This window comes from Stenotrophomonas koreensis, assembly GCF_001431525.1.
In the GTDB taxonomy this organism is placed as follows: Bacteria; Pseudomonadota; Gammaproteobacteria; order Xanthomonadales; family Xanthomonadaceae; genus Stenotrophomonas; species Stenotrophomonas koreensis.
Window position 1 is genome coordinate 1 of the sequence record NZ_LDJH01000024.1, and the last position, 13,999, is coordinate 13,999.

Sequence of the window (13,999 nt, forward strand, 5' to 3'; positions counted from 1 at the left end):
TGTGGCGCTGATGGGTGACTGCGGGGTCGGTGACAACTGGGAGGAGGCTCACCTAACAGGGACGCCGCCATCACCTGGCTGCGGGTGTAATGGTCGTCTTTCCCTAAATCGCTGAATAAGTGCTTAATTCAAACCCGGCTGGGCATTTCCCTTCACGGAATATCAAGGCACGCAGTGGTGTTATAGATCCCGACAGATGCAACGTCTGTCGCGGATCTCTCCCATCCCCTGGAGCAGATCTGGGAACGGGACCCCTCCCCAGGTTTCCGTTCCCCTGGCCCCGTCGACCCCCCCCTGGTCGGCGGGGCTTTTTATTTTCTTGCCCTTTGTCTTCGGCGGCGTTCCCGGTGGCGTTGGTCCGTGGACAGGGCCGTGCGCTGTGCTGCGCTCTACACCGCGATGGCCTTCCGCGCCGCCGCGGCGGACAGTACTGCAGAGGGCGTTACCGGCGCAATCGGCCGCTGATGAGAACGCCGCCTTGCGGCGGCGTGGATGGACAGGCCGGTGCCGGTGTCAGCCGAGCCAGTCGCGGGGCACCAGGTACTGCGCCAGCCGCGCCTCGTCGCTGCCGGCCTCGGGCTGGAAGCCATATTCCCAGCGCACCCGCGGCGGCAGGCTCATCAGGATGCTTTCACTGCGCCCGCCGCTCTGCAGCCCGAACAGGGTGCCGCGGTCGTACACCAGGTTGAATTCGACGTAGCGGCCGCGGCGGTAGAGCTGGAACTCGCGCTCGCGCTCACCATACGGGGTGTCCTTGCGGCGCTGGACAATCGGCAGATAGGCGTCCAGAAAGCCCTGGCCGACCGCCTGCAGGTAGGCAAAATCGGTCTCGAAATCGCCATGCAGGTCATCGAAGAACAGGCCGCCCACGCCACGGGTCTCGTTGCGGTGCTTCAGGAAGAAGTACTCGTCGCACCAGTGCTTGTGCTCGGCATAGCGGGTGGCGCCGAACGGGGCGCACAGGTCGGCAGCGACCTGGTGCCAGTGGCGCACGTCCTCGTCGAACGGATAGAACGGGGTCAGGTCAAAGCCGCCGCCAAACCAGGCGGCGACGGTCACCCCGTCGCGTTCGGCCTGGAAGTAGCGCACGTTGGCATGGGTGGTCGGCAGGTAGGGGTTGTGCGGGTGGAACACCAGCGACACCCCGCAGGCGCGCCATGTCGCTCCGGCCAGTTCGGGGCGATGGGCCGAGGCCGAGGGTGGCAGCCGGGTGCCGGCGACGTCGGAAAAACCGATCCCGGCCTGCTCGAACACCGCGCCATCGCGCAGGATGCGGGTGCGGCCGCCGCCGCCTTCGGCGCGCTGCCACAGGTCCTCGGCAAAGCGGGCCTGGCCGTCGGCGCTTTCGATGGCCGTGCAGATGCGGTCCTGCAGGCCGGTCAGGTAATCGCGTACGCGTTCAAATTCGTTCATGGGCGTCACTTTAGCCGATGCGCGCCGCTTGGCCAGCCGCCGGGTTTCAACGGCTGAACAGTGCGCGGATATCGGCGCGGTCAAACCGCCGGGCCAGCCAGACATGGATCGCCGACAGTGCCAGCAATGGCAGTCCGCTGCTGACCCAGAGCATGATCCGGGCATCGCGCAATTCGGTGATCAACTCGCTGGCATCACCGCTGTCGGCGATCTGCGCCAGCATCGGTGTCAGCAGGTCCATCAGCAGCCGGTCCAGCAGTGGCAGGGTGGCCAGGTTGAGGACGGCGGTCAGCAGCAACAGGGCGATGAAGCCGAGCCGGGCCCAGTTGTTCCCCCGCAGCATGCCCAGCGCAATCGCGATGCAGGGCAGGCAGGACAGCAGCTGCAGGGCGCTCAGTGCGCTGGCATGTGCCACCACCCAGCCCAGCAGGCCGCTGGTCATCAGCCCGTGGCTGGCCAGCCACTGCTGCGCGCCGTAGTGGTCCATGGCCAGCGCCGCGCCGAGCTGGCCGATACTCCACAATGCGGTGAGCACGCTCAGGCCAAGCAGCAGCCAGGCACAGACACGGTTCAACTGCGATGCTGGCGAAGCGGGGGGCAGGGTAGACATGGGGTTGGCGTGTTCCGGTCAGGGCTGGCCGAGCAGGGCGCGGGCGGCCGGCAGGATATGTTGGCGGCTCAGCGGTGCCAGCGGGAAATCGGCTGGCGGGTCGAGCGGGATCCACGCCAGTTCGGCAATCTCGGCGGCAGCCAGCGGCGTACCGCTGACCTGGACCAGGAAGGCTTCGCCGCTGACGGTGCAGCCGGCCTCGTTGACCGCCGGGGCCTGGAATTCACCCAGCCGGCGCGCGCTGGCAGCATCCAGCACCACGCCCAGTTCCTCGTCCAGCTCGCGCGCCAGCGTGGCCAGTGCATCCTCGCCCGGCGCGCGCTTGCCGCCGGGCTGGATGAAAGTGCTTGATCCGTGCTTGCGCACGACCAGCACCCGGCCATGGTCATCGAGGATGACCGCGGCCACCGTGAGGATCACGCGCGGCGTCGTGCTCACGGCTTCAGGGTCTGCCCGAACAGCCGGTGGATGCGGCGGTACTGGTCATACCAGGAGTCCGAGCGGGTGTAGCCGTGGCGCTCCAGCGGGTAGGCGGTCATGTTCCAGTGGTCCTTGCGCAGCTCGATCAGGCGCTGGCTCAGGTTGACCGAATCCTGGAAGAACACGTTGTCATCCATCATCCCGTGGCCGATGAACAGGTGGTCCTGCAAACCTTCGGCGTAATGAATTGGCGAGGAGGTGCGGTAGGCCTGCGGGTCGATGTCCGGGGTGTTGAGGATGTTGGAGGTGTAGGCGTGGTTGTACTGCATCCAGTCGCCGACCGGACGCAGCGCGGCACCGGCCTTGAACGTGCCGGGGCTGCGGAACAGCGCCATGAAGGTCAGGAAGCCGCCGTAGGAGCCACCGTAGATGCCGGCCCGTTCGCGGTCACCCTGTTTGTTCTCGACCACCCAGTCCAGGCCGTCCTGGTAATCCTCCAGCTCCGGGTGGCCCATGTTGCGGTAGATCGCGGTGCGCCAGTTGCGGCCATAGCCCTCGCTGGCACGGAAGTCCATGTCCAGCACGATGTAGCCTTCCTGCACCAGCAGGTTGTGGAACATCTGCTCGCGGAAATAGGTCGGGTAGCGGGCGTGCACGTTCTGCAGGTAGCCGGCGCCATGCACGAACATCACGATCGGGTACTGCCTGCCCGGCTCCAGCGTTTCCGGGCCGTAGTACTTGGCCCAGATGTGGCCGGCGCCGTGCTTGGACGGCACCTTGACCATCTGCGGCTGGACCCAGCTGCGCGCCTTGAATTCAGCGCTGCGGGTATCGGTGAGTTGGCGCGCCTGGCCACCAGCGGCCGGCACCACCGCCAGCTGCGCCGGGGTATAGCTGGCCGAGAAGCGCACCAGCACCTGGCTGCCGTCCGGTGACAGGCTGAAGTCCTCCACCCCGTCCAGTGCGGTCACCTCGCGTACCGCGCCACCGTCGACGGACACGTTGCAGACCTCGTAGTCACCCGGCCAGGCCTGGTTGCACAGGAAGTAGAAGCCGCTGCCGTCGTGGCTGAGCACCGGCATCGAGGCCTCCCACTGGCCGCTGGTCAGCGCCTTCGGGCGCGCGTTGCCGGCCTGGGTGTACAGGTGCGAGTAGCCGCTCTGCTCGGACAGCAGCCACAGCGTGCGGCCATCGCGCAACCAGCCGAAATCGTTGTAGTTCCAGTTGATCCAGGCCGGGTCGGTGAGGCGGTGGCGCGGGGCCAGGCGGTCGCTGCCGGGGCTGAAGGTGGCGATCCAGCGGTCCTTGTTGTCCACGCTGCGCAGCATCACCGCGGCCTGGCTGCCGTCGGCATTCCAGATCATTGATGGGCTGCCGAAACCGGCACCGACCTGTACGTCACGGTTGCCCTTCAGTGCTTCCTTGCCGGCGGCCTTGCGCAGCTCTGCCAGCGGATCGGTGGCGATCCCGGGCAGGGCGTCGAAGCTGACCGGGCTGACCTTGCCGCTGGCCAGCTCGACCTGCCACAGGCGGTGCGGGGCCGGGTCGTTGCGGCCGACCCGGGTACGCACGTTCTCGAATTCCTCGTAACCGGATTCGGTCACGTACAGCGGCATCCTGCCGCCCTGGCCGGCCTCGGCCTTCTTGCTGCGGGTGACCACCAGCAGGATATCGGCATCCGGGGAGAGCGCACTGTCGAGGATGACCACGTCTTCGCCCAGGTACACCGGTGCGGCCGGACGGGTCGGGTCGGCCGCACGCCAGGCCGCGGCCTGCTGCTTCAGCGCCTCGCGGTTGGCGCGGTCACGGCGCAGGGTTTCCAGCGTGGCCAGCTGCTGCTCGCGCAGGCTGTTGCTCACCGGGGCGGCGTCGGGGTCCTTCTCGCTGCGCAGCTGGGCCACCTGGCGCGTGCCGGCGGCCGGCGTCCAGTGGTACCAGGTGTGGTTGACGTGCCAGACCAGCCCGCCGTTGTGCGAGAAGGCCAGGCCACGTGCGTTGTCGTTGCCGTGGCTGATCTGCTGCAGCACCCCGGAGCGCAGGTCGCGCAGGAACACATTGCCGTCGCGGACGAACGCCAGCTGGGTGTTGTCGGCATTGTGGATGCGCTGGGCGGTGTCCAGGTCGCCACGCGCCGGGCCGTCGACCACGCTGGTCGTGCCACCGCTGCTGGTGATCTGGAAGGTATCGCGCACCGGGCTGCCGGCGCGCTTCTGGGTGTACTGGATGTGCCGGCTGTCCCAGGCCCACCAGGCCGACTCGACCGGGTTGCCGATCCAGTCCGGCTCGGCCATCGCCTGCTCCAGGGTGATCGGCGTCGGTGCCGCGTGGGCAGCGGTGCCCAGGGCCAGCAGCAGGGACAGGGACAGCAGTCGGGTCATGGTGGTTTCCGGCAAGTTGATCCGTTCAAGCCTACCAGCCCGTCCCATCGGCGGGCTGGGTCACAGGTCATGCCAGTACGGCGCCCATCCCGTGCATGCCCTCGATTTCCACCAGCAGCTCGCGGCGACAGACCTCGGCATGCAGTATCAGGCACGGGACGCCGGCCGGTAGCCGCTGTGCCAGCAAGGCGCCGACGGCCTCCAGGTCCTGGTGTTCACGCACATACACCTTCATCGGGCTGCCCGCATCAAGATGGGCGGGCAGGGTGCCGGTGTGCGCCCTGCCGGCCTGCAGCAGGCTGGCGATGTTGGCCAGCGTTTCCTGCAGCTGCTGGGCCGGTGAGCCCAGATGCAGCGAGGCGTGCCCGGTGATCGCGGCGGTGCCCGACAGCAACAGGGGCAGCTGGCAGCGCGGGTCGGGCAGCATCGCCCGGGCAAAACTCGGCGGTTGTGGACCGTATTGCCGAGGGTAATGGAAGGCGCTGATCTGGCGGGGATTTTCCAGCGGCTGGCCGGCATGCCCGCTGGCCAGCCAGTACACCTGCAGGCGGCGGACGCCATCATAGCGGCCGATACAGGTGGCGGCCGGAAGCCGACCTGTATCGACCTGTTCCAGCCCACGCACGCGGCCAACGCAGAAGCGCCGGTAGCGCTCGTCATCGCCGTCACCTTCGGTGATTGCGTCCAGATAATTCCACACCCGCAGCAGGTGCGGGGTGGCCGAGCCTGCCTGGTGCTGGCGCAACAGCCGGTAGGCCTGCTCTGCGGCTGCGGCAATATCGGTGCCTGCAGGTTCTTCCACTTCCACGCAGGCCAGTTCCAGCGCGCCATTGCGCATCCAGCGTACCGCACCGTTGTTCCCGGTCAGGGTGGTCGCGCCGCCACGCCAGACTTCCAGGCTGTCCGGGCCATGCGCGCGTAGCCCGACATTGATCACGCGGCCATCGGCGGCGGCATCGGCGGCGGCAAAACGGAACACCGCCAGGGTGGCCGGATCGGCCAGGGCTGCATCAAGCTGATCTACTGGCTGGTAGCGGACATGCAGTGCAGGCCGGCTGGCGGAAAACAGGGGAAGACTCATCAAGGATGGCTGGCATCGGTGCTGCTGGATCGCCATGATAGCGCCTTCATGATCGGCGCCCGTGCCGATGTGGCGCGCCTACGGGCACGTGTTGTGGGTCTCTTCCTGCTGGGGGTTGTGTGGTTCGATTTTCCGTTGAAGGCTGGGCAGCCTGGGCTCCGGGACTGGAGACCCGCCAGTCGTGGCTGGACTGGAGCCAGGCGCCCGCCCTGCCCGAAGGCGACCAGACCCCGCTACTGACGGAGATTCCAGCCATGCAGCGGCGGCGGATAGAGCGGCTGGGCAGGCTGGCGATCCAGGTGGCCTGCTGGTGTGAGCAGCCCGGCGAGGATGTACAGGTGCCGATGGTGTTTGCTTCGCGCCACGGCGATGTGATGCGTTCGATCGAGTTGCTGCAGGCGCTGGTCGCCGGTGAGCCGCTTTCGCCGACCGCATTCGGTTTGTCCGTACACAACGCGGTGGCTGCGTTGTATTCGATTGCACGCCGCAACCGCGCCAATTACCAGGCCATTGCCGCCGGCGAGGCTACCGTGGAAGCTGCCTTGGTGGAGGCCTGCGCCCTGCTTGCCGAGGGCGCGCCGGAAGTGCGCGTGGTGGTGTATGACTCGCAGCTGCCCGCCGTCTATGCTGGTTTCCGCCAGCAGCCGGACCCGTATTACGCCTGGTGCTGGCGGGTCACCCCGGCCCACGAGGATGACACCGCTGCCTGGCAGCTGGCATGGGAGCCGTCCACCACGGCGGCTGCACTGCCGGAACCGGCCAGCGCCAGCGACGCGCTGCCACATGGATTGGCACTGATGCGGTTCTTGCTGGCCCCTGCACCGGCGACGCTGGCTCTGCAGGATGGCCCGTTGTGCTGGCGCTGGACGCGGCATGGGTAAGCTGGCGCACTGGCTGGACCGTGCCTGGCGGTTGTTGGCCACGGCGCTGAGTTTTGCCGCGTTTGGCGTTGGCGGGGTGCTGCTCGGGCTGTGGCTGTCATTGCTGTGTCTGGTTGCCGGACGTGGCCAGCCGCGTCAGCGGCTGGCACGGCGCTGGGTACAGCGCAGCTTCGCCGCCCACCTGCGGTTGATGCAGGCGCTGGGTGTGATGAGCTGCGAGTTCCGTGGGGTGGAGCGGCTGCAGCGCGATGGTTTGCTGGTGCTGGCCAATCATCCCACCCTGATTGACGTGGTCTGCCTGATATCCCGCCTGCCCAATGCCGATTGCGTGGTCAAACGCGCGGTGGCCAGCAATGTTTTCATGCGCGGGCCGGTGGGTGCGGCCGGCTATGTCAGCAACGATCACGGCGCCGGACTGGTGGAGGACTGCATTGCGGCCATAGCTGCCGGCAGCAACCTGGTGATCTTCCCCGAGGGCACGCGTAGTGTCCCTGGACGTGCGCTGCAGCTGCAGCGCGGGGCGGCCAATATTGCCGTCCGCGGCCGCCTGGACATCACCCCGGTGCGCATCCGCTGTACGCCGCCGACGCTGAGCAAAGGCGAAAAATGGTATCGTGTGCCAGATCGGAAATTTCATGTTGTGGTTGAGGTCGGCGAGGATATTCCCATTGCCCCTTTCCTGCTGGATGAAGCGGCAGGCAGGAGTGAAGCACTTGCAGCCCGTCGTCTTACCGAGTACCTGACCCGTTACTTTCAACTTTCCGGAGATACTGCAAGTGGAAGCACTTGAGTATGAAATCAAGGAATTGATCATTTCATCGTTGTCGCTGGAGGACATCTCCGCCGACGAAATCGACAGCACCTCGCCACTGTTCGTTGAAGGGCTGGGCCTGGATTCGATCGATGCGCTTGAACTGGGTCTGGCATTGCAGAAGCGGTACGGGGTCAGCCTGTCGGCCGATTCGGAAGAAACCCGTCGTCATTTTTCCAGTGTGCGCGCTCTGTCGGAGTTTGTCGCATCCAGCCGGGCGTGATGCCACACATCGACATGACCAAGAACGAACTCTTCCAGCATATCGTGCGCATCCTCCAGGACAGCTTCGAAATCGAAGCCGGGCGGATTGCGCCGGAGGCGCGCCTGTATGAGGACCTGGACATCGACAGCATCGATGCGGTCGACCTGATCGTGCAGCTCAAGCCGCTGCTGGGCAGCAGCCTGAAGCCGGAAGCCTTCAAGACCGTGCGTACCGTGCAGGATGTGGTTGATGTCGTGCACGGCCTCCTCCCGAACCAGGCTACCACCTGATCCTGCTGCCGGGGGGGGCATCATGGCGCGTGCACGGGTCATGGCGCTTGGCGCCTTGTCGCTGGCTTATCCGTTGTTGGTCTACGGGGCGCTTGGGCGCTTTGAGCCACGCTGGCTGGCCGGCCTGCTGTTTGTCATTGCGCTGCTGCGCGCGCTGAGCGCCGGTCAGAAGCTGTGGTGGTTCGCCGCCGCCGGTGCCGGCGTGTTGGCACTGGTTGCCACGGTGTTCAACCAGGCCATGCCGCTGAAGCTGTACCCGGCGCTGGTCAACCTGGTCATGCTGATGGTTTTCGGGTTGAGCCTGCGTTTCCCGCCGACGGTGGTGGAACGGCTGGCACGCCTCCAGCAGCCGGACCTGCCGGCCGCTGGCGTGCGCTACACCCGGCGGGTCACCCAGGTCTGGTGCGCATTTTTCATTCTCAACGGTTCCCTGGCCACGGTGACGGCCGTCTGGGCCTCGGATCAGGTCTGGGTGCTCTACAACGGATTTCTGGCGTACGTGATGATTGCAGTGTTGTTCGCAGGCGAGTGGCTGGTCCGCCAGCGGGTCAAGGCAGGCCACGCCAATGGCTGACTGGATGGCACTGGATAGCCTGCTGACTTGTCCGCAGGCTGGCCGTCCGGTCGGGCTGGGCGCGCACGGCATGGTCGACCATGCCGCACTGCAGGCGCGCAGCTGTGCCTGGCAGGCAGCCTTTGCCGCCCGGCCAGGCAGGGACTGGGCGCTGTACGTCGAGGACACACTGGAATTTGCGGCCGCGCTGTACGGCGCCTGGCATGCCGGCAAACGGGTGGTGTTATGCGCTGACAACCTGCCCGGGACGCTGCAGCAGGTGGCTGCTTACGTGGATGGCCATGCCGGTGACCTGCCGTCGGGAGTCTCCGGGCTGGCGTGTGGGGCGGTGACCACGGCGGCACCGCAGGCACGCGATGTGCTTGACGAGCGCAGCTGCGAACTGGTGGTGTTCACTTCCGGCAGCACAGGCCAGCCGGCGGCGATCGTCAAACGGCTGGACCAGCTCGCACGCGAAGTGGAAGCACTGCAGCAGGCATTTGCTGGCCTGGTCGAAGGGGCACAGGTCCACGGCACGGTCTCGCACCAGCACATCTACGGGCTGCTGTTCCGCGTCCTGTGGCCGTTGGCCAGTGGCCGGCCGATCCTGCCGCGGCGTTTTTTCCATGAGGACCTGGTGGCCGGGCTGGCCCAAGGCCCGAGCATCCTGGTCGCCACGCCGGCCCATCTGAAGCGGTTGCCCGGCCAGCTGTCCTGGCAGAGCGTGCATGGCCAGGTGCGTGCGGTGTTTTCCTCCGGTGGGCCGTTGTCGGCCGAGGCCGCCGCGCTGGCGACCCGGCTGCTGGCGGTGCCACCGATCGAAGTGTTTGGCAGCAGTGAAACCGGTGGAATTGCCTGGCGGCAGAGTGGCGATGCCCAGGGGGCCTGGAGGCCCTTGCCCGGGGTGCAGTGGCGGCTCGATCAGGACTGTCTGTCGGTAAATTCGGCGCATCTGGCCGAGCCGGGCTGGTGGGCCACCCAGGATCGCGCGCGTGCCCTGGCCGATGGTAGTTTCCAGCTGCTTGGCCGGGCCGATCGTATCGTCAAGATTGAAGAACGCCGGGTTTCACTGGATGCACTGGAGCGCGGGCTGTGCCTGGCACCGGGTGTGGCCGAGGCCCGGGTGCTGGTGCTGCCCGGTGCCCGTGAGCAGCTGGCCGCAGCGGTGGTGCCGGTCGATCCGACCCTGCTGGATGCACCTGCCGAACAGCGCCGGGCGTTCCAGCAGTCACTGAACACGCATCTGGCCAGTCACCACGATGCGGTTACCCGGCCGCGCCGCTGGCGGCTGTGCGCGGCGCTGCCGCTCAATGCCCAGGGCAAGGTCACCCAGGCGGCATTGCAGGCGCTGTTCCAGCCCTTGCTGCCCGAACCACAGTGGCTGCAGCGTGGGCCGGAGCAGGCCCGGCTGCAACTGGTGCTGGATCCGGCATTGAAGGTGTTTGAAGGTCATTTTCCCCAGGCCGCCATCCTGCCCGGGGTGGCGCAGCTGGATTGGGCCATCCATTTCGCGCGGCAGTGTTTTGCGCTGCCGGCGCATTTCCAGCGTATGGAAACGGTGAAGTTCCAGCATGTCGCCCGCCCGGGGGATGTGCTGGATCTGGCCCTGGAGTTGAGCGTCGGTCCAGCCCATGGCGTGCTGACCTTTCGCTACACCTCTGCGGCCGGGGTGCATGCCAGTGGACGGGTAGTGTTTGCCGATGCCGCTTGAAGCTGCTACCGCCGCCGTCGACCACCGCCTGCTGGTGGTGATACCGGTCTACGACCACGAGCAGGCCATCGCCAAGGTGGTGGCGGGCGTGCAACAGGCCGCGGTGCCCTGCCTGCTGGTGGACGATGGCAGCCGCGTCTCCTGTGCCCGGGTGCTGCAGCAGCTGTCCCAGCAGCCGCAGGTGGGTCTGTTGCGGCTGGAGCACAACCAGGGCAAGGGTGGTGCAATGCTGGCCGGGTTTGCCCATGCGGCGGCCCTGGGCTACAGCCATGTGCTGCAGATCGATGCTGATGGCCAGCACGACACCGCTGATATTCCCGCCTTCATTGCCGCCTCGCAACAGCAGCCGGACGCCGTCATCTGCGGCATCCCGGCCTATGACCAGAGCGTGCCCAAGGCGCGGCTGTACGGCCGTTACGCCACCCACGTCTGGGTTTGGATCAACACCCTGTCGCTGCACCTGCGCGATTCGATGTGCGGCTTCCGGGTCTACCCGCTGGCACCGCTGCAGCAGCTGGTCGCCAGCGAACGGCTTGGGCGGCGGATGGACTTTGATACCGAAGTGCTGGTGCGGCTGTACTGGCGGCAGGTACCGGTGGAACACCGGCTCACGCGGGTGACCTATCCCGTTGACGGGGTGTCTCATTTTGATGTCTGGCGCGACAACCTGCGCATCAGTGCCATGCATGCCCGGCTGTTCCTGGGCATGCTGTGCCGACTGCCGCGTCTGCTCTGGCAACGCCGGCCCGGACGGCCGCGATGAATGCACCTGCCGCACCGCACTGGGCCCAGCTCGGTGAGTCCACCTCGGTGGCAGGGATCACCCTGCTGTGCTGGGTGTACCGCTGGTTCGGGCGCTGGCCGTTCCGCTTGTGTGTCGGTCCGGTGGTGCTGTGCCAGTGGCTGTTCAACCGGGTCGGACGCCGCGCCTCGCTGCAGTACCTGCAGCGGCTGCAGGCCCATACCGGCGTGCTCGGCCGTGCGCCGCACGCGGGCGACAGCCTGCGGCATTTCTTCTGGTTTGCCGAAACCCTGCTTGACAAGATCCTGGGCCTGGGTGGCCGCTATCCGGCAGCGGCGGTACAGCTGCAACGTGACCTGGTACTGGAGAAGATTGCCCGCCGCGAGGGCGGGGTGCTGCTGACCGCGCACATCGGCTGTCTGGAGCTGTGCCAGACCCTGGCCGAGCAGGTGCCGGGGTTCCAGATCACTGTCCTGGTGCACACCGCCCATGCCGAGCGCTTCAACCAGCTGTTGCGCCGGATGGGGCCACTGGCCTCGGTCGAGCTTGTCCAGGTCAGTGAGGTAGGACCTGCCACGGCGATGGTGCTGGGCCAGCGGGTGGCTGCCGGCGGCTTTGTCGCCATCGTCGGTGACCGCATCCCGGTGAGCGGGGGGCGTGTAGCCAGGGCCGAGTTCCTCGGCCACCACGCCGCCTTCCCGGTGGGTGGCTATGTGCTCGCCGCGGCCCTGGGCTGCCCGGTCTACACCATGTCCTGCCTGCACGAAGGTGCCGGCTACCGCGTGCGTTTTGAACATTTCAGCGACCGCATCGTGTTGCCGCGTGGCACACGTGAGCAGGCGCTGGCTGCGCAGGCGCAACGTTTTGCGTACTGGCTGGAACAGCAGGTCACCCAGTCCCCGTTGGACTGGTTCAACTTTTTCCCTTTCTGGGACCAGGACCCCGATGCACACCGAGCTGACTAACCCCTGCCATTTTGGCCAGACTGCGCTGACGATCGAAGACGTGGTGGATCTGGCACACCGCCGCAGGCAAGCCATGCTGTCCCCGGATCCGGCGTTTTCCCGCCGGATCCAGGCCGGTGCCGATTTTGTCGATGAGCTGCTCCGGCGCGAGGGGGTGATCTACGGGGTGACGACCGGCTACGGCGATTCGTGCGTGGTGAACATTCCGCCGTCCCTGGTGGTCGAACTGCCGCACCACCTGTTTACCTACCACGGCTGCGGCCTGGGCCGTTATCTGGATCCGGTGGAGACCCGATCGGTGCTGGCCGCGCGCCTGGCCTCGCTGGTGTGTGGCATGTCCGGGGTCAGCTGGGCCTTGCTGCAGGGCCTGGAAGCGCTGTTGCAGCATGACATCCTGCCGATGATCCCGGCCGAGGGTTCGGTCGGCGCCAGTGGCGACCTGACTCCGCTGTCGTACGTGGCGGCGGTGCTGTGCGGGCAGCGCGAGGTGTTCTACCAGCAGCGCGTCCAGCCTGCCGCCGAGGCGCTTGCCAGCGCCGGCATCCGCCCGCTGCGGCTGCGCCCCAAGGAGGGCCTGGCGATCATGAACGGCACCGCGGTGATGACCGGGCTGGCCTGCCTGGCCTGGAGCCGTGCCGATTACCTGTCGCGGCTGGCGACCCGGCTGACCGCGATCAACGTGCTGGCCAGCGATGGCAATGCCCATCACTTTGATGCCGCGCTGTTTGCCGCCAAGCCCCACCCGGGACAGACGCGCATTGCCACGCGCCTGCGCCAGGACCTGGACAGTGCGCAGCCGCCGCTCAACCCTGACCGCCTGCAGGACCGCTATTCGCTGCGTTGTGCCCCGCACGTGATCGGCGTGCTTGAAGATGCGCTGCCGTTCCTGCGCCAGCTGATCCAGACCGAGCTCAACAGTGCCAATGACAACCCGCTGGTGGACGTGGAGGGCGGACGCATCCTGCATGGCGGCCATTTCTATGGTGGGCATATCGCCTTGGCGATGGATACGCTGAAGAACACCGTGGCCAACCTGGCCGACCTGCTGGACCGGCAGTTGGCATTGCTGGTGGATGCCCGTTTCAACCATGGCCTGCCCTCGAACCTGTCCGCCGCGCAGGGCGAGCGGGCGCCGATCAATCATGGTCTGAAGGCGCTGCAGATCAGTGTGTCGGCATGGACCGCCGAGGCCCTGAAGCAGACCATGCCGGCTTCGGTGTTTTCCCGTTCCACCGAATGCCACAACCAGGACAAGGTGAGCATGGGCACGATCGCCGCGCGCGACTGCCTGCGCGTGATCGAACTGACCGAGCAGGTGGTGGCGGCGATGCTGATTGCCGCCCGCCAGGGCCTGGCGCTGCGTCAGCGCGTTGGCCTGCGCGCCGAGCTGCAGCCGGAGCTGGCGCAGATGTATGCCGATCTGTGCCAGCGCATTGCCCTGGTCGAGGAAGACCGGGCACTGGATGGCCAGCTGCGCAGCCTGCTGGTCGATATCCGCAACCAGCAGTGGGAACTGTATGGACAGCAATGAACTGAGCATCGAGGTGGAGCTGTCGCCACAGTTCCACGACTGTGACCCGATGCAGGTGGTATGGCACGGCAACTACTTCAAGTACCTGGAAGTGGCCCGCTGCGCGCTGCTGCAGCGGCATGACTACGACTACCCGCAGATGCAGCAGTCCGGCTATCTGTGGCCGGTGGTCGATGCACGGGTCAAGTACATCCGGCCGCTGCTGTACCAGCAGCGCCTGCGCGTGCGCGCCAGCATCGTGGAGTGGGAGAACCGGCTCAAGATCGATTACCAGATCCTGGATGCGGCCACTGGCCAGCGCCTGACCCGGGCCTGGACCATCCAGGTGGCGGTGGATGCGGCCAGCCACGAGCTGCAGTACGTCTGTCCGCCGGTGTTGTGGCAACGGCTGGGGGTGTCGCGATGAAA

At 66.7% G+C, this 13,999-nt stretch carries 15 protein-coding genes; 10 read left to right on the forward strand and 5 right to left on the reverse strand.

The annotated features are described in order from the left end of the window. Window positions 1-513: 513 nt before the first annotated feature. The 5 genes from hemF to ABB25_RS11595 form a co-directional block, all read right to left on the reverse strand. The gene (hemF, locus tag ABB25_RS11575) at window positions 514-1,413 is read right to left on the reverse strand and encodes an oxygen-dependent coproporphyrinogen oxidase (RefSeq protein WP_057666971.1); all 900 of its coding nucleotides are present in this window, start codon (window positions 1,411-1,413) and stop codon (window positions 514-516) included. A 46-nt stretch (window positions 1,414-1,459) separates the two neighbouring features. Next, window positions 1,460-2,023, reverse strand: a complete 564-nt coding sequence (locus tag ABB25_RS11580) for a hypothetical protein (protein WP_152981196.1) — start codon at window positions 2,021-2,023, stop codon at window positions 1,460-1,462. Between the two features lie 18 nt (window positions 2,024-2,041). Beyond that, on the reverse strand, window positions 2,042-2,461 hold the full coding sequence (locus tag ABB25_RS11585) for an NUDIX hydrolase (protein ID WP_057666975.1): 420 nt from the start codon (window positions 2,459-2,461) through the stop codon (window positions 2,042-2,044). Then, window positions 2,458-4,821 (reverse strand): S9 family peptidase, encoded by a 2,364-nt coding sequence (locus ABB25_RS11590; protein ID WP_211259322.1) that lies wholly within the window; start codon window positions 4,819-4,821, stop codon window positions 2,458-2,460. Before ABB25_RS11590 ends, ABB25_RS11585 begins: the two co-directional genes overlap by 4 nt. Window positions 4,822-4,888: 67 nt before the next feature. Continuing rightward, window positions 4,889-5,902: a chorismate transformation FkbO/Hyg5 family protein gene (locus ABB25_RS11595; protein ID WP_057666977.1), complete on the reverse strand. Its 1,014-nt coding sequence runs from the start codon at window positions 5,900-5,902 to the stop codon at window positions 4,889-4,891. A gap of 119 nt (window positions 5,903-6,021) precedes the next feature. Here ABB25_RS11595 and ABB25_RS11600 point away from each other — a divergent pair, with 119 nt between their 5' ends. Genes ABB25_RS11600 through ABB25_RS11645 form a run of 10 tightly spaced genes read left to right on the forward strand, consistent with a single transcriptional unit; the run spans window position 6,022 to window position 13,997 of the window. Beyond that, entirely contained in the window at window positions 6,022-6,783 is a 762-nt protein-coding gene (locus ABB25_RS11600) for a beta-ketoacyl synthase chain length factor (protein ID WP_057666980.1), read from the forward strand. After that, window positions 6,776-7,573: a lysophospholipid acyltransferase family protein gene (locus ABB25_RS11605; protein ID WP_057666982.1), complete on the forward strand. Its 798-nt coding sequence runs from the start codon at window positions 6,776-6,778 to the stop codon at window positions 7,571-7,573. The genes ABB25_RS11600 and ABB25_RS11605 overlap by 8 nt, the downstream gene beginning before the upstream one ends. After that, window positions 7,560-7,817 carry a phosphopantetheine-binding protein gene (locus ABB25_RS11610; RefSeq protein ID WP_057666984.1) on the forward strand — a complete coding sequence of 86 codons (258 nt, stop codon included), beginning with the start codon at window positions 7,560-7,562 and terminating at the stop codon, window positions 7,815-7,817. Before ABB25_RS11605 ends, ABB25_RS11610 begins: the two co-directional genes overlap by 14 nt. Then, window positions 7,817-8,089: an acyl carrier protein gene (locus ABB25_RS11615; protein ID WP_244477816.1), complete on the forward strand. Its 273-nt coding sequence runs from the start codon at window positions 7,817-7,819 to the stop codon at window positions 8,087-8,089. Before ABB25_RS11610 ends, ABB25_RS11615 begins: the two co-directional genes overlap by 1 nt. 22 nt (window positions 8,090-8,111) lie before the next feature. Further along, on the forward strand, window positions 8,112-8,663 hold the full coding sequence (locus ABB25_RS11620) for a COG4648 family protein (protein ID WP_057666986.1): 552 nt from the start codon (window positions 8,112-8,114) through the stop codon (window positions 8,661-8,663). 4 nt (window positions 8,664-8,667) lie between these two features. Next, window positions 8,668-10,353 (forward strand): ApeI family dehydratase, encoded by a 1,686-nt coding sequence (locus ABB25_RS11625; protein WP_244477817.1) that lies wholly within the window; start codon window positions 8,668-8,670, stop codon window positions 10,351-10,353. Beyond that, window positions 10,343-11,116, forward strand: a complete 774-nt coding sequence (locus ABB25_RS11630) for a glycosyltransferase family 2 protein (protein WP_057666990.1) — start codon at window positions 10,343-10,345, stop codon at window positions 11,114-11,116. Before ABB25_RS11625 ends, ABB25_RS11630 begins: the two co-directional genes overlap by 11 nt. Continuing rightward, window positions 11,113-12,060: a lysophospholipid acyltransferase family protein gene (locus ABB25_RS11635; RefSeq protein WP_057666992.1), complete on the forward strand. Its 948-nt coding sequence runs from the start codon at window positions 11,113-11,115 to the stop codon at window positions 12,058-12,060. Before ABB25_RS11630 ends, ABB25_RS11635 begins: the two co-directional genes overlap by 4 nt. Next, the gene (locus ABB25_RS11640) at window positions 12,041-13,591 is read left to right on the forward strand and encodes an HAL/PAL/TAL family ammonia-lyase (protein ID WP_057666994.1); all 1,551 of its coding nucleotides are present in this window, start codon (window positions 12,041-12,043) and stop codon (window positions 13,589-13,591) included. Before ABB25_RS11635 ends, ABB25_RS11640 begins: the two co-directional genes overlap by 20 nt. Further along, window positions 13,578-13,997: an acyl-CoA thioesterase gene (locus ABB25_RS11645; protein ID WP_057666996.1), complete on the forward strand. Its 420-nt coding sequence runs from the start codon at window positions 13,578-13,580 to the stop codon at window positions 13,995-13,997. Before ABB25_RS11640 ends, ABB25_RS11645 begins: the two co-directional genes overlap by 14 nt. Window positions 13,998-13,999: the final 2 nt, after the last annotated feature.

Excerpts from the sequence above, each read along its gene's own strand:
- hemF (WP_057666971.1), bottom strand. The coding sequence starts at position 1,413 with ATGAACGAATTTGAACGCGTACGCGATTACCTGACCGGCCTGCAGGAC.
- ABB25_RS11580 (WP_152981196.1), bottom strand. The coding sequence starts at position 2,023 with ATGTCTACCCTGCCCCCCGCTTCGCCAGCATCGCAGTTGAACCGTGTC.
- ABB25_RS11590 (WP_211259322.1), bottom strand. The coding sequence starts at position 4,821 with ATGACCCGACTGCTGTCCCTGTCCCTGCTGCTGGCCCTGGGCACCGCT.
- ABB25_RS11595 (WP_057666977.1), bottom strand. The coding sequence starts at position 5,902 with ATGAGTCTTCCCCTGTTTTCCGCCAGCCGGCCTGCACTGCATGTCCGC.
- ABB25_RS11605 (WP_057666982.1), top strand. The coding sequence starts at position 6,776 with ATGGGTAAGCTGGCGCACTGGCTGGACCGTGCCTGGCGGTTGTTGGCC.
- ABB25_RS11615 (WP_244477816.1), top strand. The coding sequence starts at position 7,817 with ATGCCACACATCGACATGACCAAGAACGAACTCTTCCAGCATATCGTG.
- ABB25_RS11620 (WP_057666986.1), top strand. The coding sequence starts at position 8,112 with ATGGCGCGTGCACGGGTCATGGCGCTTGGCGCCTTGTCGCTGGCTTAT.
- ABB25_RS11625 (WP_244477817.1), top strand. The coding sequence starts at position 8,668 with ATGGCACTGGATAGCCTGCTGACTTGTCCGCAGGCTGGCCGTCCGGTC.
- ABB25_RS11630 (WP_057666990.1), top strand. The coding sequence starts at position 10,343 with ATGCCGCTTGAAGCTGCTACCGCCGCCGTCGACCACCGCCTGCTGGTG.
- ABB25_RS11635 (WP_057666992.1), top strand. The coding sequence starts at position 11,113 with ATGAATGCACCTGCCGCACCGCACTGGGCCCAGCTCGGTGAGTCCACC.
- ABB25_RS11640 (WP_057666994.1), top strand. The coding sequence starts at position 12,041 with ATGCACACCGAGCTGACTAACCCCTGCCATTTTGGCCAGACTGCGCTG.
- ABB25_RS11645 (WP_057666996.1), top strand. The coding sequence starts at position 13,578 with ATGGACAGCAATGAACTGAGCATCGAGGTGGAGCTGTCGCCACAGTTC.